The sequence below is a fragment of the Chryseobacterium sp. ON_d1 genome (assembly GCF_006829085.1).
In the GTDB taxonomy this organism is placed as follows: Bacteria; Bacteroidota; Bacteroidia; order Flavobacteriales; family Weeksellaceae; genus Chryseobacterium.
Map to the genome: position 1 here is coordinate 153,051 of NZ_BJTC01000002.1, position 23,111 is coordinate 176,161.

22 protein-coding genes are annotated in these 23,111 nt (G+C 35.9%); 13 read left to right on the plus strand and 9 right to left on the minus strand.

The annotated features are described in order from the left end of the window. Nucleotides 1-5: 5 nt before the first annotated feature. Nucleotides 6-536: a hypothetical protein gene (locus CRS_RS04065; protein ID WP_228451171.1), complete on the minus strand. Its 531-nt coding sequence runs from the start codon at nucleotides 534-536 to the stop codon at nucleotides 6-8. A gap of 194 nt (nucleotides 537-730) precedes the next feature. Here CRS_RS04065 and pepE point away from each other — a divergent pair, with 194 nt between their 5' ends. From pepE to CRS_RS04085, 4 genes are all read left to right on the plus strand, one after another. Further along, nucleotides 731-1,423: a dipeptidase PepE gene (pepE, locus tag CRS_RS04070; RefSeq protein ID WP_142722817.1), complete on the plus strand. Its 693-nt coding sequence runs from the start codon at nucleotides 731-733 to the stop codon at nucleotides 1,421-1,423. Between the two features lie 5 nt (nucleotides 1,424-1,428). Next, nucleotides 1,429-2,280, plus strand: coding sequence for a hypothetical protein (locus tag CRS_RS04075; protein WP_142722818.1), 852 nt, complete (start codon nucleotides 1,429-1,431; stop codon nucleotides 2,278-2,280). 108 nt (nucleotides 2,281-2,388) lie between these two features. Then, nucleotides 2,389-3,762, plus strand: coding sequence for a D-alanyl-D-alanine carboxypeptidase/D-alanyl-D-alanine-endopeptidase (dacB, locus tag CRS_RS04080; protein ID WP_142722819.1), 1,374 nt, complete (start codon nucleotides 2,389-2,391; stop codon nucleotides 3,760-3,762). A 7-nt stretch (nucleotides 3,763-3,769) separates the two neighbouring features. After that, the gene (locus CRS_RS04085) at nucleotides 3,770-4,939 is read left to right on the plus strand and encodes a HAMP domain-containing sensor histidine kinase (RefSeq protein WP_142722820.1); all 1,170 of its coding nucleotides are present in this window, start codon (nucleotides 3,770-3,772) and stop codon (nucleotides 4,937-4,939) included. A gap of 134 nt (nucleotides 4,940-5,073) precedes the next feature. On the opposite strand, the gene CRS_RS04090 is transcribed toward CRS_RS04085, so the two are convergent. The 5 genes from CRS_RS04090 to CRS_RS04110 form a co-directional block, all read right to left on the minus strand. Next, a complete protein-coding gene (locus CRS_RS04090) occupies nucleotides 5,074-6,930 on the minus strand; it encodes a PDZ domain-containing protein (RefSeq protein WP_142722821.1) in 1,857 nt (618 codons plus the stop codon). A 131-nt stretch (nucleotides 6,931-7,061) separates the two neighbouring features. Further along, nucleotides 7,062-8,693, minus strand: a complete 1,632-nt coding sequence (locus CRS_RS04095; RefSeq protein WP_142722822.1) for a M1 family metallopeptidase — start codon at nucleotides 8,691-8,693, stop codon at nucleotides 7,062-7,064. Nucleotides 8,694-8,843: 150 nt separating this feature from the next. Further along, a complete protein-coding gene (tatC, locus tag CRS_RS04100) occupies nucleotides 8,844-9,671 on the minus strand; it encodes a twin-arginine translocase subunit TatC (protein WP_172616999.1) in 828 nt (275 codons plus the stop codon). 67 nt (nucleotides 9,672-9,738) lie between these two features. After that, nucleotides 9,739-10,266: a hypothetical protein gene (locus tag CRS_RS04105; RefSeq protein ID WP_142722823.1), complete on the minus strand. Its 528-nt coding sequence runs from the start codon at nucleotides 10,264-10,266 to the stop codon at nucleotides 9,739-9,741. 69 nt (nucleotides 10,267-10,335) lie between these two features. After that, the gene (locus tag CRS_RS04110; protein ID WP_142722824.1) at nucleotides 10,336-11,295 is read right to left on the minus strand and encodes an SIS domain-containing protein; all 960 of its coding nucleotides are present in this window, start codon (nucleotides 11,293-11,295) and stop codon (nucleotides 10,336-10,338) included. Between the two features lie 158 nt (nucleotides 11,296-11,453). Here CRS_RS04110 and recQ point away from each other — a divergent pair, with 158 nt between their 5' ends. The 4 genes from recQ (at nucleotide 11,454) to CRS_RS04130 (ending at nucleotide 16,906) form a co-directional block, all read left to right on the plus strand. Beyond that, nucleotides 11,454-13,658, plus strand: a complete 2,205-nt coding sequence (gene recQ / locus CRS_RS04115; protein ID WP_142722825.1) for a DNA helicase RecQ — start codon at nucleotides 11,454-11,456, stop codon at nucleotides 13,656-13,658. A gap of 194 nt (nucleotides 13,659-13,852) precedes the next feature. Then, nucleotides 13,853-14,932 carry a glycosyltransferase gene (locus tag CRS_RS04120; protein ID WP_142722826.1) on the plus strand — a complete coding sequence of 360 codons (1,080 nt, stop codon included), beginning with the start codon at nucleotides 13,853-13,855 and terminating at the stop codon, nucleotides 14,930-14,932. Between the two features lie 135 nt (nucleotides 14,933-15,067). Next, the gene (locus CRS_RS04125) at nucleotides 15,068-16,195 is read left to right on the plus strand and encodes an AraC family transcriptional regulator (protein ID WP_142722827.1); all 1,128 of its coding nucleotides are present in this window, start codon (nucleotides 15,068-15,070) and stop codon (nucleotides 16,193-16,195) included. 63 nt (nucleotides 16,196-16,258) lie between these two features. Continuing rightward, nucleotides 16,259-16,906 carry a hypothetical protein gene (locus CRS_RS04130; protein WP_142722828.1) on the plus strand — a complete coding sequence of 216 codons (648 nt, stop codon included), beginning with the start codon at nucleotides 16,259-16,261 and terminating at the stop codon, nucleotides 16,904-16,906. Nucleotides 16,907-16,996: 90 nt separating this feature from the next. Here CRS_RS04130 and CRS_RS04135 read toward each other — a convergent pair whose 3' ends face one another. Beyond that, the gene (locus tag CRS_RS04135; protein ID WP_228451172.1) at nucleotides 16,997-17,662 is read right to left on the minus strand and encodes a hypothetical protein; all 666 of its coding nucleotides are present in this window, start codon (nucleotides 17,660-17,662) and stop codon (nucleotides 16,997-16,999) included. Between the two features lie 193 nt (nucleotides 17,663-17,855). On the opposite strand from CRS_RS04135, the gene CRS_RS04140 reads away from it, so the two are divergent. Continuing rightward, on the plus strand, nucleotides 17,856-18,875 hold the full coding sequence (locus CRS_RS04140) for a serine hydrolase (protein ID WP_142722829.1): 1,020 nt from the start codon (nucleotides 17,856-17,858) through the stop codon (nucleotides 18,873-18,875). Here the strand turns inward: CRS_RS04140 and CRS_RS04145 are convergent. Beyond that, nucleotides 18,872-19,126 (minus strand): hypothetical protein, encoded by a 255-nt coding sequence (locus CRS_RS04145; protein ID WP_172617000.1) that lies wholly within the window; start codon nucleotides 19,124-19,126, stop codon nucleotides 18,872-18,874. The two genes, CRS_RS04140 and CRS_RS04145, sit on opposite strands and share 4 nt — an antisense overlap. A gap of 169 nt (nucleotides 19,127-19,295) precedes the next feature. Here CRS_RS04145 and CRS_RS04150 point away from each other — a divergent pair, with 169 nt between their 5' ends. The 4 genes from CRS_RS04150 to CRS_RS04165 all read left to right on the plus strand — a co-directional run bounded on the left by CRS_RS04150 (nucleotide 19,296) and on the right by CRS_RS04165 (nucleotide 22,584). Next, on the plus strand, nucleotides 19,296-19,640 hold the full coding sequence (locus CRS_RS04150; RefSeq protein WP_142722831.1) for a hypothetical protein: 345 nt from the start codon (nucleotides 19,296-19,298) through the stop codon (nucleotides 19,638-19,640). Between the two features lie 38 nt (nucleotides 19,641-19,678). Beyond that, nucleotides 19,679-20,065, plus strand: coding sequence for a cupin domain-containing protein (locus CRS_RS04155; RefSeq protein WP_142722832.1), 387 nt, complete (start codon nucleotides 19,679-19,681; stop codon nucleotides 20,063-20,065). A gap of 130 nt (nucleotides 20,066-20,195) precedes the next feature. After that, complete coding sequence (lpdA, locus tag CRS_RS04160) at nucleotides 20,196-21,599, plus strand: dihydrolipoyl dehydrogenase (RefSeq protein ID WP_142722833.1); 1,404 nt, start codon at nucleotides 20,196-20,198, stop codon at nucleotides 21,597-21,599. A gap of 118 nt (nucleotides 21,600-21,717) precedes the next feature. Continuing rightward, complete coding sequence (locus CRS_RS04165; protein WP_172617001.1) at nucleotides 21,718-22,584, plus strand: DUF4476 domain-containing protein; 867 nt, start codon at nucleotides 21,718-21,720, stop codon at nucleotides 22,582-22,584. Between the two features lie 77 nt (nucleotides 22,585-22,661). Here the strand turns inward: CRS_RS04165 and CRS_RS04170 are convergent, their stop codons facing one another. After that, on the minus strand, nucleotides 22,662-23,108 hold the full coding sequence (locus tag CRS_RS04170; protein WP_142722835.1) for a hypothetical protein: 447 nt from the start codon (nucleotides 23,106-23,108) through the stop codon (nucleotides 22,662-22,664). Nucleotides 23,109-23,111 lie beyond the last annotated feature (3 nt).

The following is a 23,111-nucleotide window of genomic DNA, read 5'->3' on the forward strand; positions in this document are numbered from 1 at the left end:
TTTCTTTATGAATTTAAAGCTTTGCTAAGCTTCACAGCATCCTCGTTGGTAGGGTCATACTGAATAGATTTAGCAATATGCTCTTTTGCCTTGTTAGGATCAGTTTTCTGTTCTGCAAAGGCAATATAGAAATAGGCGTATGCCAGATTTTTCTTATTTTGCTCTACTTCTTCAGGTTTTACTGTTGCAATATACTTTTCGTAAGCAAGTTTTGCATTGGCATCATCTTTAGCAGACTGATAGGCATAAGCCTGACTGTAATAAGACGGAGCCCAGTCCGGTAATAAAGCAGAAATCTTTTTCCAGGTATCAATGGCATTGGTCCAGTCTGAAGCATCCTGATAAGCTGCTGCTAATTTTGCTAAGGATTCAGTATCCTTTGGATTGGCCTCAACCTGCTTTTTAAGGCCTTCAATAGTTGGATTCGTCGATTGGCTTGTTGCAGTCGAAGTTTCCGGTTGAGTTGTTTGTGCATTTACAAGACCTACACTTCCCGCTAATATTAAACCTAAGAATAGGCTATTAATTTTACTCATTTTCATAATCTTATATTTTAAATTCATAATCTAAAGTTCAATAATAATTCCACAAAAGCTTAAATTTTAGAGGCTTTAAGTTTTTTTAGAAAATATTAACGGGATTGATGTTTTTTTTAATTTAATTTTTGATTCGTTGCTGTTTGAGGCTATCTTTGTCATCCATTTTTTATTAATACCTATAATTTTGTCATATGAACATCATATTAGCTTCAACATCCACCCTTTTTGGTGGAGAATATCTGGAATATCTCAGAGAAGAATTAATCCAATTATATAAAGGGATTGATGAAATCGTGTTTATTCCTTTTGCGCGGCCGGGTGGGATTTCCCATGATGATTATACTGCAAAAGCCCGCTCTTTCTTTGAAACGATCAATATAAAAGTAAAAGGACTTCATGAGTTCGAAAATAAAAAAGAAGCTATTAATCAGGCAAAGGGTTACTTTACCGGTGGTGGGAATACTTTTTTATTGGTGAAAACATTACACGAAGAAGGGCTGATGCCTGTACTTAAAAACAATGTATCAGGTGGAAAAGCTTATCTTGGATGCAGTGCAGGAAGTAATATAGGAGGTCAGAATATGAAAACGACGAACGATATGCCCATCGTATATCCGCCAAGTTTTGAGTGTATGGGGCTGGTTCCTTTCAATATTAATCCACATTACCTGGATCCTAACCCGGATTTAAAGCATAATGGAGAGACAAGAGAAACACGCATTAAGGAATTTCTTACCCAAAATGACATTAAAGTGGTAGGCCTCAGGGAAGGAAACTGGATCAGAAGAATAAACGATTCTATTACCGTAGAAGGAAGTGAGCTGACAAGGATTTTTGAGAAAGGAAAAGAGCCTTATGAAATAGAATCGGGCAGCAGACTCTGATGCATATGAATAAAGAAGAGATCGGCCTTTTTATAGAGAGTAATCTGCTCAATTTTTCAGTAAACAGTACCGGATGGAATGAGCTGATCCGGAAATTACTGTTCGAATTTGCCGTTGCGGGCTGGAATATGGAGCACCGTGTTTTTGGAAAAGAAAAATTCGGAGAGCTGAGATGTTATACTTATTCTGAAGACGAAACGCTGAATAATAAACTTAAAAACATTAAAGATAAATATTCAGAATTGTCTGTAAAAACCTGTGAGATCTGCGGAAGTGAAGGTAAAATGCGAACGGTAGGCTCATGGCAGACAACATTATGTCTGGCCCATTTTCTGGAACAGCAGCCGGTTATTGAAATTGATAACAGACAGAATGTCAGGAAGAATAATAAAACCATTCTGAATATTAAAAATATCATTAAAGCTGAGGTTGAATATGACCTTCAGAGATTATGGCTTTATACCAATCAGGAAGACGGATTTTATTTTTCGTGGCAGGAACCGAATTATTATCTGCTTTTAAAAAAAATTGCACTTTTACTTTTCCCGGAAGATATACGGCATAAAATTTCAGAATTATTTCAAAGTTTGAAGGATTGTGAAATATGCGGTTATAAGGCATTGCATCAAAGCAATTGTCTACGCTGTCATCATGAACCCTGGAGAGATTCCGGATATTTTATTGAAAATTACAAAGACAAATCAAACTATATCAAAGAATGCCAGATGGATATTTTCATAGATGAAGATGATTATGAAAAATATTTTAAGCATGACCGGGCGTTTGAAAAATCTCCTGGCCATCAGATTCTTTTTACTTCCGATGATCTCAGGGAGTATGAGAAGCTTTTATTTTAACTATATTTGATTAGAATTTTGATATACGAAAAGGTTCAGGATATTAACAAATATAATGACAGTGAACTGTTCTGAACCCTATTCGTTTAGACCCAAATTAACAATGTAATGAAAAAAACATTTGCTGTACTTACACTTTCTGTACAGATGGTTACCGCACAGAATATTGCCCAGAAATTAGACAAAGTAACAAGGGATCTTATGGATTCTTCAGGAGCAGCTTCTTCCAGTTTATCATTTTATGTTTCAGATGAAAATGGTAATTTTATATATGAATACCAGGGAAATAAAGGCCTTTCGACGGCTTCTACGCAAAAAATTTTTACTGCGGGTGCTGCTCTGGAAACATTAGGAAAAAATTATACTTATACAACCACTTCAAGCTATTCCGGGAATATATCAGGAGGAACACTCAACGGAAACCTTTTCATCAGCTCCAACGGTGATCCCACATTGGGAAGCTGGAGGTATGAGGGCTATAAACCCGAAAATTTTAAAAAGAAATTAATTGATGCCATTAAAAACTCAGGGATAAAGAAAATATCCGGTGATCTGATTATTGATGATTCTTACTTTGATCATCAGACGATTCCTGGAGGCTGGCCATGGGACGACCTGGGCAATTACTATGGTGCCGGAGTATGGGGGATCAACTGGAAAGAAAACCAATTTGACATCACTATAAACGGAACCGATTTTAAAAGTTTTTCTTATCCTTTGGAAGGAGTACAGTGGCTCAATGACCTGAAAACGGGCGGAAATTCAGATCAAAGTCTTATTTTTACTGCTCCCCATTCGAATGTTGCACTGATTAACGGGATACTTCCGGCAGGAAAAACAGTAACGGTTTCCGGTTCTACTCCTAATCCGCCTTTACAGCTGGCGGCAGAAGTAAAACAGTGGCTGAAAGAATCAGGGATTGAACTTTCAGGAAAGGCTGTGTCCAATTCACAGCTTGAAATAGAAGGAAAGAAAGCTTTGGCAGCCGCTAAAAATAATATTCTCCTAACATATCAGTCACCGACTCTGGATAAAATTGTTTACTGGTTTCTAAGAAAAAGCATCAATCTGTATGGGGAAACGTTAATTAAGACCTTAGGAAAAGAGAAAAAAGGAGATTCAGCCTTCAAAAGCGGAGTTTCTTATCTCAGGGAATTCTGGAAATCAAAAGGAATCAGTTCTAATATGATCAACTTTGCAGATGGAAGCGGACTTTCCCCACAAAATTATGTAGCTGCAAAAGCTGAAGTACAGGCACTTTTATATGCTAAAAAACAATCCTGGTTTGATGCATATTATGATGGATTCCCGGTTCAGGATAATGGAATGAAAATGAAAAGCGGAACAATGAAGGATACCAAATCTTTTGCAGGATATCATACAGCAAAAGATGGAAAAAAATACGTATTTTCGATTATTATCAATAACTATCAGGGAAGTGGAAGTACGGAGCTGCAGAAAATTCTGAATGTTTTAAAATAAAATACCATTGAGAAAATCCATACTCACCAGGCTGAACAACTGGATCATTTTTGTGGTCATGACTACTTTGGTTATTGCTATCATTGTGGCTTCAACATCACTTATCAATTTTCTCAGAAAAGAGGAGATTAAAAGGATCAGTCTCCTGTCCAAAGCCATTAGGATACAGCAGGAAGTAAAGACTCCTGATACAGATGTACTGGACCTGCTGCCGGATATTCTTAATATCAATAATACGATTCCGTTTATTGTAACAGATAAATATAAGAATCCGATTCTTGATCTCGGGTACTACAGAAATATCCCGGAAAGCACAATAAAAGATCCTGAAAAGCTTCAGGACCTGATCCGGAATATGGAAAAGAATTATGATCCTATTGAGATCAAAGTGCCGGATGGAAATAACCAGTTTGTCTATTATGACAACTCAAGACTGCTTAATAATCTTCGCTATTCACCTTATATTTTAGGATTGTTTATTTTATTGTATTTCGGTTTTTCATTCTGGTTTTTCAGAACGATCAAGAAGACAGATGAGGGATACCTGTGGGCCGGGTTGGCCAAAGAAACAGCTCATCAGATCGGAACGCCTTTATCTTCCATGATTGGCTGGATCGAAATTATGAAGCTGGATAATCCGGATTCGGAAGGAGTACATGAGATAGAAAAAGATATTGAAAGGCTCAGAACCATTTCTGAACGATTCTCCAAAATAGGATCTGTTCCTGAGCTGAATGACAGGAATTTCAATAAAACTATCCAGGAAAATTATGATTACTTAAAAACACGGATTTCCAGAAAAATCAATTTTACTTTGAACCTTCCAACGTATACTGTTATGGTCCCTCACAATAAAATTCTGATGAGCTGGGTCATTGAAAATCTGGTAAAAAATGCAGTAGATGCCATGAAAGGAGAAGGAGCAATCACCATGTCTGTTTTTGAAAGAAACAAAAATATTCTGATCGAAGTAAAAGATAACGGAAGCGGAATGACAAAACAACAGGCACGGAATGCTTTTAATCCCGGTTATTCTACCAAAAAAAGAGGTTGGGGGTTAGGATTGTCACTGGCCAGAAGAGTTATTCATGAATACCATAACGGGGATATCAAGATTTCCCAGACGGAAATAGGAAAGGGAAGCACTTTTAGAATAACCATCAGAAAGGAGGAGTGATGCTGACCTAAAAGTATTTATAAACAGGAAACCTAACAGGTTTTCAAAATCTGTTAGATTTGCATCAGATAGTCTTAGTCTTATGTCAATCTTAGAAAATAAAAAGCGGGGAAAAAATTTCCCCGCTTTTCTGTTTATTTTTTACCAGTAAGCCACTGGGTCTGCAGTTTCAGCTCTTCAGGAGTCGGATTCGCTTTAAATACAGGCGTTTCCATAGTCATTTTATCCAGAATAGCTTTTCCTTTCAGCGTCATTTTTTCTTTCTTACCGGCGTTATCTCTCAGAATGGTTACCGTTACTTCCTGTCCGTCTTTGATCGTTCTTGTATAACCGATAAAGTCCTGTACTTTTTTGATGTCTATTGTTTTTCCATCTAAAGCTAGTACCTGATCCGTGATTTTAAATCCTATACTTTTTGCAAAAGGAGATAATGCAGAGTGATCATCAAATGCAAAGGCATTGGTTTTATCATCAAAACCTGTCTGGTTCGGATCTTTGATAAACCAGAAAATTGGCTGGCTTTCCTGCTTTTTAATATCCACACCCACCATATTCAGATACTGGGCATAAGGAGTAGGCTGATTTCCTGCGATATATTTGTTGTAAAAGTCTTTTACCTGAGGATATCCGGTTACCGTTACCAGTTCATCAATCAGCTTATCATCTTTGAATGGTTTGTTTTCTCCAAATCTTTGAGACAGCTTTCTGATCATATCACGGTATCCCATTTCTCCGTTGGAAAGTTTTCTGAGTTCAATATCCAGACACATTGCCAGAAGGGCTCCTTTCTCATATACATTTCTGTACTGGTCTTTATAAGGCTCTACCAATACATTTTTACTCATTACGGTAAATGGCATTGAATCATCATAGCTCTTGGAGTTGGCAATCTTCTCACCAATTCGCTGAAGGAACTGATCTTTATTGATCAGGCCTTCCTGGATCTGGAACAGATTGGCGAAATACTCCGTTCCACCCTCGTACATCCATAAATGCTGAGACATTTTCGGATCTGCATAATTGAAATAGTGAATCTCTTCAGAATGGGTTTTCAGAGGATTTACTGTATGGAAGAATTCGTGGGAAACTACGTCTGTTATGGTGTTATCAATAGCATCTTTCGGCATTGCCTCAGGCAGTACCACACTTGTGGATTCATGGTGTTCCAGAGCTCCGAAACCTTTCACTGCAGGGCCGTCCCCTCCGGAAAGGTAAAGCATGATAGCATACTTTTTATTTGTGTTCATATCTCCCAGGAATTTTTTCTGGGCAATAACCATTTTTTCAAGATTATCTTTGAAGTCTGCAGCTTTGTATTTCCCTGTCGGAGAATATACACCCAATACAAGATCCATTCCTCCTGCATTGAAGGTAATATAATCAGGTTTGGTATACATTAGCGGAGAATCTGTCACCTTAGCGTAATTGGCAAGGGTATAGGTATCTGTGGATTCAGATTTATCCTGATCTACCAATGCTGTTGTTCCGTAAAAATCGGTTGGTTTCTGAACAATCAGCTGATAGGGAACATCCTGCATGTTTTCAATATACCCAATAAACCCATGGGTATTGATCATGTACACTTTTCCTGCTTCAATATCAGTTCCTGACGGAGAAAATACGGCTTTATGTTTTGAAGTATCCGTTTCTTCATCAAAACTGTCATTCACAAGATAGGAGATTTTGGAAAGTCCCTGTGCATTTTTCAGTGAGTAGGTATTATCATTTACTTTAGTGTAAGTAAGTTCTTTTCCTTTATTGTCATAAAATTTAATTCCTTCGATGAATCTTCCATAGTCGTCTACAGAATAAGTGCCGGGAACCGTTTTGGGAAAATGGAATTTGACATCCCCGGATTTCATTTTCGGAAATTCCATGGTAACGGCTACTTTATCATCTTTTACATTGACCAGATCAATGGTTGTTTTAATAGACTGGGCATTTGCCAAAAAAGCAGCAAAAATACCGAGACTAAGTACTGTTTTTCTCATTAGGTTTACATTAATAGTTAAATAGTTGCTTTTTTTATCATTTTGTTACGGGAAAAGTATTAAACTTTTCTTAAATTTTTAAGTAAAAAGAAAAAGGCAGATCTGCTGATATGCAAATCTGCCTTTTTTCTCTATTTAGTATTGTAATAATTGATATAATAGTTGGGATTAAACTCAACCGGAGTATCTTTTGTGAGCTTTACGGTCTGCCATTCTTCTGTAGGGTTAATGGTCTGGCCGCCATTGATAATGATGGGTAATTTCAGATTTTTTACCACATCTGTATAGCGGAACTTTAATGTATTGCCATTTTGAGTATATTCCAGGGTTGGTATTTTTATCGTTCTCAGATACTGATCAAAAACCGTGGAAAAATCAATTCCTGATTTTGAAGAAATATATTTTTCAATCTGCTGTGTAGTTACCGTCTGATGATAAAAATCTTTATTCAAGCCCCTTAGAATCTGTCTGAATTTTTCATCATTATTGATCACCTGTCTTATAGTATGAAGCATATTGGCTCCTTTCGGGTACATATCTCCGCTGCCTTCATTTCTTACGCCGTACCGGCCAATAATAGGAATGTCATTGTCTATCAATTTCCTGATTCCCTGAACATAGATGTCAGCCGATTTTTTGTCCATATATTTTTCCGTGAAAAGAGTCTCGGAATAATTGGTGAAACTCTCATGGATCCACATATCTGCCTGGTCTTTTGCCGTAATATTATTGGCGAACCATTCGTGGCCGCTTTCATGAATAATAATGAAATCCCAGTTTAGCCCTACTCCTGTCCCTGAAAGATCTCTGCCCAGATAGCCGTTCTGATATTTGTTTCCATAAGCTACATTACTCTGATGTTCCATGCCAAGGTGAGGAGATTCTACAAGTTTGTATGAATCTTCATAAAACGGATATGGACCAAACCAGTATTCAAATGCAGAGAGCATAGGTTTTACCTGTTGAAACTGTTTTTTTGCCTTGTCCAGATTATAGTCAATTACCCAATAATCCAGGTCCAGTTTTCCTTTTTCACCCTCAAATACATCTTTGAAATTGACATATTTCCCTATACTCGGGATAATGGAGTAGGCGTTGATAGGATTTTTAACTTCCCAGGTATAAGTGGTTTTGCTGCCCGTTGTTTTTTTATCAGTGAGTCTGCCGTTACCCACACCTACCAGATCATTAGGCGTTATAATTTTCATGATGACTCCATTATCTGGTTCATCGCTCCAGATATCTTTGGTAGGAAGCCATATGGAAGCTCCTATTCCCTCATCAGCAGCAGTCATCCATGGATTTCCTTTTTCGTCTTTAGTGAATACCCATCCTCCGTCCCATGGTGCGTTTTTAGCAATGGTTGGCTTTCCGGAATAGATTACGTTGATGGTGTATTTTTCACCTTTTTTGAATTTTTTATTCGTTGTAATGAAAATAAAATCCCCATCCTGCTTATAATTGGCAATAGGAAAGCTTCCTTCTACCTTATCAGCTTTCATAGGCTGCTGAAGATCGATCTGGAAAACAGGATTGATAACATCTTTTATAATTTCAAAACTGATTGTATTATTTCCTTTGATGCTTTTCTGTTCAAAATCCGGTTCTACAGAAAGATCATATTTTTTGACATCCCAAAAATTTCTGAATTCAGTATTGGAGCCCTTTAAAGTATCCTGCCTGGTGAAAACTTTACCCTTCTCAAAGAACTGTCCGAAAACCAATCCTGATGCAAATAAAAGGGTATATGATAATTTTTTCATGTAAAATTTAATTAATAATCTTTTCAAAATTATAAAATTAAATTAACAGCCCCGTACTGAAATGAAATTAAATACATAATTTAAGAAGACATAAAAAAGCCCGGTCATTGCCGGGCGGTGGTATATTGTGATATCTAAAAGTACGGTCAATTACTCCTGTACTGCAGGAAGGGTTCCGTTACTTTTCTGTACTTTCTTGTAAGTAAAAGTACACATCATGATACTGAATTCATATAAGATAAGCAGTGGGAATGCCGCCATCAGCATACTCAAAACGTCTGCCGGTGTAATGATTGCTGCCACTACCATAATCAAAACAATAGCATGACGACGGTATGTTTTCATAAACTTTGGGGTAAGAATTCCGATGCTGGTAAGGAAATAGATCAGAATCGGGAAAAGGAAAATAACTCCCATACCCAACACTACCTGTAAAAATAAGGTGGTGTAATCACTTAAGTCATAAAGCGGAACAATAATATCTGAGATTTTAAAAATAACCCCGAAATTAACGGCAAACGGGAGGATTAAAAAATAACCGCATAATACTCCGGTCATAAAAAGCATCCATACTGCATTGATGATATAAATGGAATTCTTTTTCTCTCTCGGATGTAAAGCAGGACTGATAAAACGCCACAGTTCCCATACAATATAGGGAAAAGCCGCCACCATTCCCCCAAAAACAGAAACAGCCATCATTACATTAAACTGCTGATACAGTCTCTGTACACGGACAGGGAAATCTTTTGGAAGGTGAATACTGTCTTCCCCCAAAATCATTCTTGAAAAATGATTGACAACCCTGAAGGTAGGGAAATCATTTCTGGTAGGCCCAAAAAAGATATGGTCCATAATCCAGTTGATATTAAAACCAACTATAAAGGCCGCAATTATGATAGCAATAATCGAACGGATCAGATGCCCTCTTAATTCTCCTATATGCCCAAGAAAGGACATGTCTTTACCATCACTCACAGAATAAAATTTTTAGAGAGCAAATTTATGAAATATTTAGTTAAATGATCGATGTTGGATTCTAAAATTATCGAGGAACATATAATGCAAAATCAAAATCTCTTTCTTTAATATTCATTTCTGTTAAAAGGTCTTCTGCAGCTATATTTATTTTTTTCCACCTTTCATCGTTGCTAAGATCCAATGATTCGAAAAACCATTCTTCTTCATCCACTTCATCGGTAACCTTTTTAAAATCTTCTATTTTCAGTCTCAGCGATTCGCTGATGAACTTATTTCTGAATAACGATTCTATTTCTTCCCTGTCGGAAAATATACATAAATCACTACCGATATCTGTCAGAGATAGACAGTCTGCTACATAATTAAATTTTTTATCATCATAAGTACAGAAGATCAGGCATCGGACAACAAGATCAAAATAATCCTGGCTTTTTTGATCATAATAGAGATTTCTATCATGATGAGAATATTCATGACTATGATCAGGTTCCAAAGGCGCATGATACACTCTATTTCTCTGTGAATCCTGATAGTCAAGGTATTTTTTCAAAAATACAGGGAATAAGATCAGCAAATAAAGGATAACCATCATAATACCTTAAAAACACTTAATTAAAACGTTGAACCGAAGGTATGATATCTGAAATCTGTAATTTAAACTTTAGTTTATCCCTTCGTCTAACAGTTTATGCAGATCTATTATGCCGAAATATTTTCCGTTTTCTGTGACAACCAGCTGGCCGATATTATTTTCCTTCAGGATTTTCATCGCTTCTTTGGCAAGAGCATCTTTTTCAATGGTTCTCGGGCGGGCAGACATGATGTCTTTAGCCAATACCTTACTGATATCTTCTCCTTTCATCAGCATTCTTCTCAGATCTCCATCTGTGATCACACCGATAATCTGGTCTTCATGAGTTACCACTGTAATTCCGTGGCTGGAAGCACTGATAGAAATAATCACGTCTCTTATCGGAGAATCTTCTGCAACCTGAGGCTTTTGAGATGAAAGAAACTGCTCAACCTTAGAGGTCAGGTTCTTCCCTAAGCTTCCTCCAGGATGAAATTTGGCAAAATCGTTGGCCTTGAAATCGTTCAGTTCCATCAGGGCTACGGCAAGAGCATCCCCCAGCGCCATTTGTATAGTTGTAGAGCTGGTAGGGGCAAGTTTATTCGGACATGCTTCGACATCAACGTGAGTATCCAGAATAATTTCGGAAAACTCAGCCAGCTTACTGGTCTTATTGCCGGTCATTCCGATCAAAGCAGAAGAATAATCCTTCAGATAAGGAACCAGATTGGTAATTTCAGGAGAATTCCCGGAATTGGAGATGCATAAAACTACATCCTGCTTCTGGATCACTCCAAGATCTCCATGAATAGCTTCGGAAGCATGCAAAAATTGAGAAGGGGTACCTGTAGAGTTTAAAGTGGCTACGATTTTATTGCCAACGTGGGCAGATTTTCCTATTCCTACCACGATAAGCTTTCCTTTTGCCGAATGAATGATCTCTACTGCACGGGCAAACTGGTCATCTATTCTGTTTTTTAATTTTTCCAGTTCGGAAATCTCTATTTCTAAAGTGCTTTTTGCAATTGATATAATGTTGGTTCTATCCATTTTACGATGATAAGGTATACAAAAAAGTTCTTAAAAAACGTTATATTTTAAAAAGAATATTTAATATAAATTTTATTTTTTATAAATTCGTTCGCTTTTATTTTAAGCAGAATTTTTATAACTTTGGGTGAGATGCAAATTTAGCAATAGAAAATTAGATGAGCGCAAAAAAAGCCAATTTATCAGGCGAATTGAAAAAGTATTTTGGGTTTTCTACATTTAAGGGCCAGCAGGAACAGATTATAGACAACCTATTAGGTGGGAAGGATATATTTGTTTTAATGCCAACAGGTGGCGGAAAATCTTTATGTTACCAGCTTCCGGCACTTATTTCGGAAGGTACGGCAATTGTCGTTTCGCCCCTAATAGCATTGATGAAAAATCAGGTAGATGCAGTCAACGGCCTTTCATCTGATGATGGAGTAGCACATGTACTGAATTCATCATTAAACAAAACACAGACCAAACAGGTTTTTGACGATATCAAGAGCGGTAAAACCAAACTTCTTTATGTAGCTCCTGAATCATTAATCAAGGATGATTACCTGGATTTTCTGAAAGAAGTGAAAATTTCCTTCTTTGCTATTGACGAGGCTCACTGTATTTCGGAATGGGGACATGATTTCAGACCGGAGTACAGGAATCTGAAACAGATTATAGATAAGATTGCCAATGTACCGGTAATCGCTTTGACAGCTACTGCTACTCCTAAGGTTCAGGATGATATCCAGAAGACTTTAGGGATGACTAATGCACTGGTCTTTAAAGAAAGTTTCAACCGTCCTAATCTATACTACGAAGTACGTCCGAAAGTCAACGTAGATAAGGAAATCGTTAGATTTATCAATCAGCATAAAGGAAAATCAGGAATAGTATATTGCCTTAGCCGAAGAAAAGTTGAGGAATTTGCCCAGCTTCTCCAGGTCAACGGAATCAATGCACTTCCTTACCATGCCGGTCTTGACCAGAAGGTGAGGGTGGCCAATCAGGATAAGTTTCTGATGGAAGAGGTGGATGTAATTGTGGCAACGATCGCTTTCGGAATGGGAATTGATAAACCGGATGTACGTTTTGTCATTCACTATGACTTCCCGAAATCACTGGAAAGCTATTACCAGGAAACCGGAAGAGCAGGAAGAGATGGAGGTGAAGGCCACTGCCTGGCATTTTATGATCCGAAAGATATCGAAAAACTGGAAAAATTCCTGGCACAGAAACCGGTTTCTGAGAGAGAAATCGGACTACAGCTCTTGAATGAAGTGGTAGGCTATGCTGAAACTTCAATGAGCAGGAGACAGTATATTCTGTATTATTTTGGAGAAAGTTTTGATCCTGTGAATGGAGATGGAGCAAAAATGTGTGATAACTCCTCCAACCCTCCAAAATTGAAGGATGCAACTGCCGATCTGAAAAAAGCGCTGGAGCTTATCAACGATACTGGTGAGAAATTCAAAGCTAAAGATCTTATTTCTGTTATCGCAGGCAAAGAAACTGCAGTGACGAAATCCTATAAGCTTGAGCAAAGCTCTCATTTTGGATTTGGAAAAGAAGAAAAAGATAATTACTGGAAAACAATTTTAAGACAGGCGACTGTTCAGAATTTTTTACAGAAAGATATTGAAACTTATGGTGTTTTAAAGATTACCGAGAAAGGGAAAAGTGTCCTGAATGGTAAATCTAAAGATGTTTTCTTAATTGCTGAAGACAGAGAATTTGATCTTACTCAGGCAAAAGCAGAGAGTGATCAGGTGCAGCAGCAGGCTGGAGGAGGTCTGGATCAGAATCTTTTCAATCTGTTGAAGGAATTGAGAAAAAAAGTGGCCAAAAAACATGGAATTCCACCATACACAGTATTCATGGATCCGAGCCTGGAGGATATGACGGTTCAGTATCCGATCACAGTAGATGAAATTACCAAAATCTATGGAGTAGGAGAAGGAAAGGCTAAAAAATACGGTAAAGAATTTGCAGATTATATCAAAACGTATGTAGAAGATAACAATATCGAACGTACCCAGGATATGGTATTGAAGCAGGTGGCCAATAAATCCAGCCACAAAGTTTTTATTATCCAGAGCACTGATAAGAAAATTGATCTTGAAGATATCGCAAGAGCTAAAAATCTTTCGATGGATGAACTTCTGAAAGAAATGGAAAGGATCGTTTATCAGGGAACAAAGCTGAACATCGATTACTATATTGAAGATAATTTTGATGAAGACATTGTAGACGGATTCATGGAATTCATGAACGAATCTGAAAGTGACAGTATGAAAGTGCTGCTGGATGAATTCGGGGATGAACTTTCTGATGAAGAAGTGAGAATGCTGAGAATTAAATTCATCAGTGATGTCGCGAACTAAGATTTAGAATTAGAAATATAAAATAAGCTCTTCAGATGAAGGGCTTATTTTATTATAATCTGTACTTTTAATGATGAGATTCAAAATAGCATCATTTTAAAGCTTCGTTAATTTCTGTTAATAACCATCAAAACGACAATCTTCAGGCTTCCAATATTTGAAAGATAACTAAACTTTTTAGTAACTTTGATAGGATGAAAAAAATATCTGTCATATTTATTCTGCCGGATTTAGAAACCGGGGGCGCAGAAAGGATTGTTACCACCATAGCAAATCATCTTTCCAGAGATCGGTTTGAACCCAAGATTTTGCTCTTACGCAAACAGGGCGGATATTTGAATTTCCTGAAAAAAGATGTAGAAATTATCGATATCAATACGGAAAGAATAAGACATTCATTAAGGCCTATTTTAGGTGAAATATACAGGAGAAAACCGGATATTGTCTTCTCTGGTTTTGGTGAGGTAAATGCCTACTTATCATTATTCATAAAGCTTTTTCCAAGAACGAAATTCATCGCAAGGGAAACCAATGTTGTTACCCAGCACGTCACCCGTAAAGAAATCAAATTTTTCTACAATTTTTACAATAATTATCAGAAAATCATTGCACAAAGTGATGATATGATGAAGGATCTTGTTGATAATTTTAACATTAAAAAGAAAAAAATTGTCAAGATTAACAACCCTGTAGACTTTGATTTTATAGAGGAGAAAATGGCATTGTCCTTAAAGCCTGAATGTTTCAAATACAACTATAAAAATGTAGTTGCGATTGGTAATTTATCTTCCAGAAAAGGATTTGATAACTTACTGAAGGTCTTTTCAAGACTGAAAAATGAAAATATTATGCTTCATATCCTGGGAGATGGAAAAGATAAAGACCTTCTGCTTCAGACAAAGGAACTTTTAGGACTGAAGAAAGTGATCTTCCATGGCAGACAGGATAATCCTTACCAATATCTTAAATATGCTGATTTATTTGTTCTTTCTTCGAGATACGAAGGTTTTCCCAATGTTCTTCTGGAGGCAGGAGCCTGCGGAACTTATTCCCTTGCCAACAACTGTCCCGGAGGAATCAATGAAATCATTCAGCATCATATAAATGGTGAGGTTGCCCACATTGAAAACTATGATGGTTTTGCTCAGCAGATTGTGAAGATTCTTCAGAATAATTATAATAGAGATGCGATAAAAAACTCAATTAAATCGAGATTTTCAAAGAATATTATTCTTGATAAATATGAAAAGGTACTACTGGACCTTATAAAATAAGATAAATATATTTGATCAGCTAAAGCAGAACAGATATATTGAAGCTAAATATGAAAAAATGGTTATCTGGAATTACAATGAGACTGTGCGGGTTGTCCGATATATGAAAACAATAACTTAATATTTTTGCCCTTTATGATATTGGAAAATTTTTCTTTTTCGGGAATCATTGTTGCATTGATGTGTATGGCATTGCTGCTTTCCAAAAAGAAAAATAGTTCTTCTGATTACTACCTTATCATATGGCTCTTGGTTTGTACGGCCAATCTGGTGTACTATTTATTTCCGGCCTTTCTTCCTGAACAATTTCAGTCTTTCGGCTTTGCACTTCCGGTGCTTAGTACAGGAATGCTTTATTTGTATGTTATTTCGATCACTTTTAATATCCCATTTCATCCAAACTATTTAATCAGACATTCGGTATTCTTTATTGTTTACAGTTGTATTTTTACAGGCATTTCGACATTTTACAGCCGGATAGGATTTAAGAACAGCATTCCTTATTTTATGGACAGCCATTCGAACGAAATACTGGATTTCTTAACATTTCCGATGGCCGCAGTTCCTGTAGTATATATTGTGCTGTGTTTTCTGGCTTTAAGGAAATATCAGAAAATGCTTCCTGAATATTACTCAGCTCTGGAAAGAATCAATCTTAACTGGCTGAAGTATATAATGGTGTCTTTAATTATACTTTTTATTGGGGTTTTCTTCATGATTGCTCTGGGAACAAAAACAGACCTGATTCCCAGAGGAAGGATCTTCCAAACTGTTGCCGCTGTACAGAGCGGATATTTATTGTGTATTGTATTCTTTAGCTTAAGGCAAAGTATTGTTTTTAATCAGCAGGGAACACTTGATATCAACATTGTTACTGACAAAGAAGAGAAAGTAAATATTCAGACTCAGAAGCATTCTGATGAAAGTGCGCAAAAGCTTTTAGAATTCATGCAGAAAGAAAGGCCTTATCTAGATGAAGAGTTAAGCCTTCAGAAATTATCTTTATTAATGGAGGTTTCTACCCATCAGCTTTCACAGACAATCAACCAGGGACTTAATACCAATTTCTACAGATTTGTCAATGCTTACAGGATTGAAGAAGTCCGGAAAAAATTAAGAGATCCTGAATTTGAAAAATACTCAATCCTGGGAATTGCTTTTGAATCAGGTTTTAATTCCAAGTCCACTTTCAATAAAATCTTTAAAGAAGAAACAGGAATGACTCCATCGGAATTTAAGAAGTCCGAATCCGCAAAAAAATAGTCCTAACCGATCATTTAGGACGACGGAACCATTTCTTTAGGGGATTTTTGCCATCAAAAAAGTATGGATACACCTCTTCATTTAAGCAATATTGTTTTGCATGTTATCAGTGGAACGATAGCATTGATTCTGGGATTTTTGATCCTGTTAAAAGAAAAAGGAACAAAGCTGCATATACAATCCGGATATGTTTTTATCTGTTGCATGGTGATTGTTGTAATTACCGGAGCTTTCGGTGTCATTATCTTTAAAAGAAACTTATTTCTTCTCCTGATTACAGTTTTGGCGGGTTACAATACCTATTCAGGTTTCAGAATATTAAAGGAAAAGTCAAACCGCTTCTATATCAAAGATATGTTAGTGATGCTGGGAGCATTAATCATTACTTTTGTATTTATATATTATCTCAGGTCCATTGGATTCTATTGGAATCCGATCGTCATTTATTCAGGGGTAGGCTATTTGCTGCTGGTGGTTTTATATGATATCTTTCGGTATTTGATTCCTGAATCCAGGTATGGTAATCTCTGGAGGTATGAGCATTCCAGTAAAATGATAAGTGCGCTGGGTGCTCTTTTATCTGCATTTGTGGGAACTCTTTTACCGGACTGTAAACCTTATAGTCAAATCCTTCCGTCTTTGTTTATGACCCTGATGATGATCTTTTTCAATATTAAAATTTATATCCGGCTGAAAAAACAAAAAATATAATGGGATTGTAATTAAAAGATAAAATATTAAATCATCAGACATAAAGGTTAGAATAAAAACTCTGTGTGTAGTATTTTTCACTTGGTGAACTCATCTTGATTTTCTTTTTATGAATTTTTTACAAGCAATAACAATAAAAGCTAAATAATTGAATCCGATCAAGCTTGTTAGTATTGTATCAAATCTATTAAGTATAGACCTGAAGCTATCCAGCCAAGCATTTGTTATTTCTATGGTATAGCGCTTCTTATAAAGTTCTTCATCAAAATAATGGTCATTATCTATACCAGAATTTCTTTTATTGTGGGCAATATTAACAATTATTCCCAATTGTGAATCTTTTGAGCGCAAATTCTCAGCATCAAATCCCGAATCAAAATTCAAAAGACTATCTAGTGAAATACCTGACCTACGTAAAAAATTCGTGAGTTTCTCAAAATATTCTTCAATATTAAACAGGTCGTTATGATTCCCGCAAACCGATATAGACATAGCTAAAGGCAATCCGTTTTCAGGTAGAGGGTACCACTGAGTACTGGTTTTAAGTTTATACAATATATAGTTAATAATCTCACAAATAGGAACTTTTGATTTAAAACCTTTTTTTCCAAAGGGATATAAGGAACAATTTCGGATTCTAATGTATCTTTGATTAGTACTTGGTGCAAGGGATGGGATATTTTTTTGGTTTAGCGACTCTAATTTCCTAATCCTTTTTTTATTTGAAATAAAAAATATAATTTTTGCAAAAGTCAAGATGACTTCATTTATTAATTTATAACATACAAAAAAGTATTAATATATTTAAATTTAATAATATCAAAAAAGTATTGCTTATATTTTTAAAGGATATTCTGCGAATTTTTAAGGATAAACACAATTCAATAGCGGATACAATCAGGTTGGCAATACTTACAACCACAAAACATTTAACGACAATAATTTTTTAATGACACATATTTTCAAACTAACTTTCATTGCAACAGCATTTCTTTTTATGTCCTGCAACTTTTCAGCCCAAACAAAAGATTATTATTCTGCAAGAATTGACAGCTTAATGAATCGGTTTCACAATAACGGAATGTTCAATGGAAATGTTCTTGTTTCAAAAAATAATAAAATTATTTATAATTGTTCATTTGGATTTGCTGATGCTAATAAAACAACAAAATTAACCAGTGATTACAAATTCAACATCGGGTCGATTACAAAAGAATTTAGTGCAGTTGCCCTGATGCAATTAATAGAAAAAGGAGAGCTGGCATTAAATGATAAAATTTCAAAAATTTTTCCGGAACTGCCAGAATGGTCAAATAAAGTTTCTATAAGAGATTTATTACAGTACACCAGTGGTTTACCTGATGTAAACTGGAAAAAAATTAAAAGTAATGAGGATATTTTTGAGGATTTAAAAGCTATTGACACACTAAATTTCGATCCGGGAACTCAATATGATTATAATAACAATAATTTTTTTCTCAGACTATCTATTATTGAAAAGATTGGAGGAATGAGCTACAAAGACTATGTCCAGCAAAATATTTTTAAACCTTTGAAGATGAATTCGGCAGAAATAACTCCTATTCAAGAAAATCACAATATTGCTAAAGGTTTCAATAATAAATTGATTGAGGATAAATCTGATTTTTTGGTTGGTGGTACTTTCTTAACAACAACTGATTTATTAAAGTTTTTAGACAATCTTCATTCAAACAAAATTATTAGTAAAAATTCATTATTTGAATTAGGTCAACATTTCAATAAAGAAGACACACAATCTGCTTTAGGTGAAGCAAAATTTAAAAATAAAATATTGCTTGAACACTCACACGATGGAAGGGGGGGAAGTTATGAAGCACTAATGATTACAAATATGAAGAATAGTTTTAGTATCATACTTTTAAGTAATAACTATCAAGGTAAGATTTTTGAAATTTCTCAAGCGATTATTTCAATATTGAACAATTAGAAGTCTGGATTATCCAAAAAGCGTTTTTTTCTGCCGTGATAACCTACCGCTTCACCGCCTCTCAAAGCCGTTTCCTGGCTGAACAATTGTAATACAGGTAGAAGATACCACTGAGTACCGGTTTTAAGTTTATACAATATACAGTTAATAATCTCACAAATAGGAACTTTTGATTTAAAACCTCTTTTTCCCAAGGGGATATAAGGAACAGTTTCGGATTCTAATGTATCTTTGCTTAGTACTTGGTACAAGGGATGGGATATTTTTTGGTTTAGCGACTCTAATTTCCTAATCCCTTTTTTTATTTGAAATAAAAAATATAATTTTTGCAAAAGCCAAGATGACTTCGGTATATACAATTGACGGTAATTGCAGATTAAAGTGTTTTTATTATTTTTATATTTTTAAAAGAATGATAAAATGAAAACAATTCCTAAGATAGGATGTGCGTGTGAAAAACCTGATTTTAATTATACTGAGTTCAGAAGTTCAGAATTGGGTATCGATCATACCAACGGAAGATATGGAGAAGTAACGATTCAGCAGTGCAAGCTGTGTCAGAGAATTTGGGTTCATTATTTTGTGGAATATGAACATTATTCCAAATCAGGAAGATGGTATAAAGGAATTGTTTCTAAAAAAGACCGGTCACAGATCACCCCGGAAAATGCAGTAGAATATCTTGAAAGCCTGGAATGGTACGTATATGGAGGATCGTTTTTTGAAAGTACAGGAACAATTGGACAAGGAAAGCTGAATGTGTAATATTGTTAATGTTTAATAATGAATTAATTACCCTATCAATGAAGCCGTTTATAATGACTGTTTTAATGCTGAGTTCTATTATAATAATGGCTCAGCAGAAATCAATCTCCAGAAAACAATTACTGAAAACTATTATTGATCAGAATGTAAAATCCACGGAGATTCAGGAAATAACAATGGCTGCAGGACAGGGAGCTCCCGAGCATCTGCATCTCTGTCCCGTTTTAGGAATAATAAATTCCGGCGAAGCTGTTTTTCAGATAGAAGGGCAAGAAAAAAGAGTGCTTCATAAAGGGAATGCTTTCTATGAACCTAAGAATGTGAGAATTCTTCATTTTGATAATGCATCAGCCAAACAACCTCTTGTCTTTACCGCAGTGTATCTGAAAGAGGGGAATGAGGAAAATATAAAATTCATAAAATAATACTTTTCACGAAACCAAAGCATATAATTATCATTTTTAAAATTGATAAAACTCACTTTGGTGCTTGGTAATTTATATGTAAATTTGTGAGAATTAAGATAGATAATAATAAACAAATTCATACAATAACATGAGTCAATTCGATGTTACCGTAATAGGTTCCGGTCCCGGTGGTTATGTTGCTGCGATCCGTGCAGCACAGTTAGGTTTCAAAACAGCAATTATTGAAAAATATTCAACTTTAGGCGGAACTTGTCTTAACGTTGGATGTATTCCGTCAAAAGCGCTTCTTGACAGCTCTGAGCATTTCGAAAATGCAAAACATAATTTTGCAGGTCACGGAATCATCATCAATGAGCCGCAAGCAGACATTGCCAGAATGATTGAGCGTAAAAACGAAGTAATCAAGCAAAATACAGACGGAATCAGCTATCTGATGAACAAAAATCAGATTACTGTTTTTGAAGGAGTAGGAAGCTTCGAATCTGCCACTCAGATTAAAATCACAAAAAAAGACGGTTCTTCTGAAACCATAGATTCTAAATATACCATCATTGCAACAGGTTCTAAACCATCTACACTGCCTTTCATTACTTTAGACAAAGAAAGAGTGATCACCTCTACGGAAGCTTTAAACCTTAAAGAAATTCCTAAGCACTTAGTGGTAATCGGAGGTGGAGTTATCGGTCTTGAACTGGGTTCTGTATACCTGAGATTAGGAGCACAGGTTACTGTTGTTGAATTTATGGATAAAATCATCCCTGGAATGGATGGAGCTTTAAGCAAAGAATTGACTAAAGTTCTTAAAAAACAAGGAATGAAGTTTATGCTTTCTACGGCTGTTTCTGCCGTTGAAAGAAACGGAGATACTGTAAAGATCACTGCTAAAGATAAAAAAGGAGAAGAGGTAGTAGTAGAAGGAGATTACTGTTTGGTTTCTGTAGGTAGAAAGCCTTATACAGATGGTCTTGGACTTGAAAAAGCAGGAGTGGAGCTTGATGAAAGAGGAAGAGTAAAAGTAAACGACCACTTACAGACTAATGTTGCTAATATCTATGCGATTGGTGACGTTATCAAAGGGGCTATGCTTGCTCATAAAGCTGAAGAAGAAGGAGTTTTTGTTGCTGAAACATTGGCAGGACAAAAGCCACACATTAACTATAACCTGATCCCTGGTGTTGTTTATACATGGCCGGAAGTTGCAGGAGTAGGTAAAACTGAAGAGCAGCTGAAAGAAGAAGGTGTAGCTTACAAAGTAGGATCTTTCCCAATGAGAGCTTTAGGCAGAAGCCGTGCAAGTGGCGATGTTGATGGTCTTGTTAAGATTATTGCAGACGAAAAAACTGATGAGGTTTTAGGAATGCACATTGTAGGAGCAAGAGCTGCAGACCTTATTGCAGAGGGAGTAATTGCTATGGAATTCCGTGCAAGTGCTGAAGATATCGCAAGAAGTTCCCATGCTCACCCAACGTATGCAGAAGCAATCAAAGAAGCTGCATTGGATGCTACAGCGAAAAGACCTATTCATATGTAATATCTGATTAAAGGATTTAATCATTAAATATTAAAAAATTAAAGCTGTTTCTTATTGAAGCAGCTTTTTTTTACTGCTTTTTGGCATAAAAATGGAGATGGTTTTGAAAATTTCAAGTATGAAAAAGATTTTTATCGGCTGGATGCTTGTAGCAGGGATTAGTTCATTTGCACAGGAAGCAGGAAAGGCAGGAGAATTATTAAAAAATGAGGCCTCTACAACAGAAATGAAATCTCCCAAAAGTTCAAACGAAAGAAATAAAACTTTCGATGGAGTGAGAGCCGGAAATAATACGATGCCTCAGAGAAGTGGAAATGAAAATAGAATAAAAAATCCAAATTATCAGTGGAACAGAAATTATGGCTATGCAGAGGTTTTTCTCAGAATTCCTGAGCAAGGCTTTTTTACTGTTGAAGTGGGAGATCAGATGATGGCCAATGGTTCCGGGAAATACAGGTTCTTTGATTTGCCGGCAGGGAGAATGCCCATTTCCATATATGAAAATGGTTTTCTGATTTACAGAACAACGCTGGCACTTCGAAATAACAGCAGAATGGTCCTGGATTTTTTCACCAATGAAGGTTTATACCTTCTGGATTCTTATCCTGTTCAAAATCAATATGGCTTTAATGACTGGAATGATATCTGGAATAACCCTTACGGAAATCAGCCCGGAGGCTGGTCTTATCAGGGAAATGTAATGGATACCCATTCTTTCCGCCAGTTTTTTGATAGGATGATGAGCAATGAGAGTTTTGATGATGGAAAAATTAAGATGATCAATCAGCAGATGCGTACATCAATGTTTACTTCTGAACAAATAAGAGATCTCGTAAAAGCCATCAGTTTTGATAATAAAAAATTGGCTTTGGCTAAATCTATGTACCGTAATTGTGCAGATAAAAACCGGTATTTTCTGGTGTATGATGCTTTTGATTTTGAAAGCAGTAAGCGGGAACTGATGGATTATATTTCGAATTTATAAATATTCAATAGAAACGGGCTAAGCCCGTTTTTTCAACAACCAGATTCATTCAGGCTCCATCCAAATAGAATCTTTGACTACATGACTTTCATTTTATCATAAAATTTAGAAGTTTTTGGAGCAATATTAAACTGCACTCCAAAAGTTATTCCTTTAAAATATTTTTCTTTATGAATAGGAAAAGCATATCCGGTATTGAGAAAAATCGCATTAAATAACGAAAAACCTATTCTCGGTTCCAGTGAATACGGATTAGCTGATGCTCCAAACATCAGTCCGAAGCGTAAAAAGTTAATATTGACCTCCGGAATAATTTTATCGGATTGATTAACTCTGGTGTAAAGAATAGATGGCCCAACAATAATGGACCCGTCATAGGTTTCACCCAATCTGTATTCTAATCCTGCCTGCAGCACATTTCTTCCAGTGTATCGGTATGAAATATTCAATGCTGTTTTCTCTAATAGCTGAGCTTTTGAAAAGATAGCGGAAAGAAGCAGAGGCAGGATGAAATATTTTTTCATGTT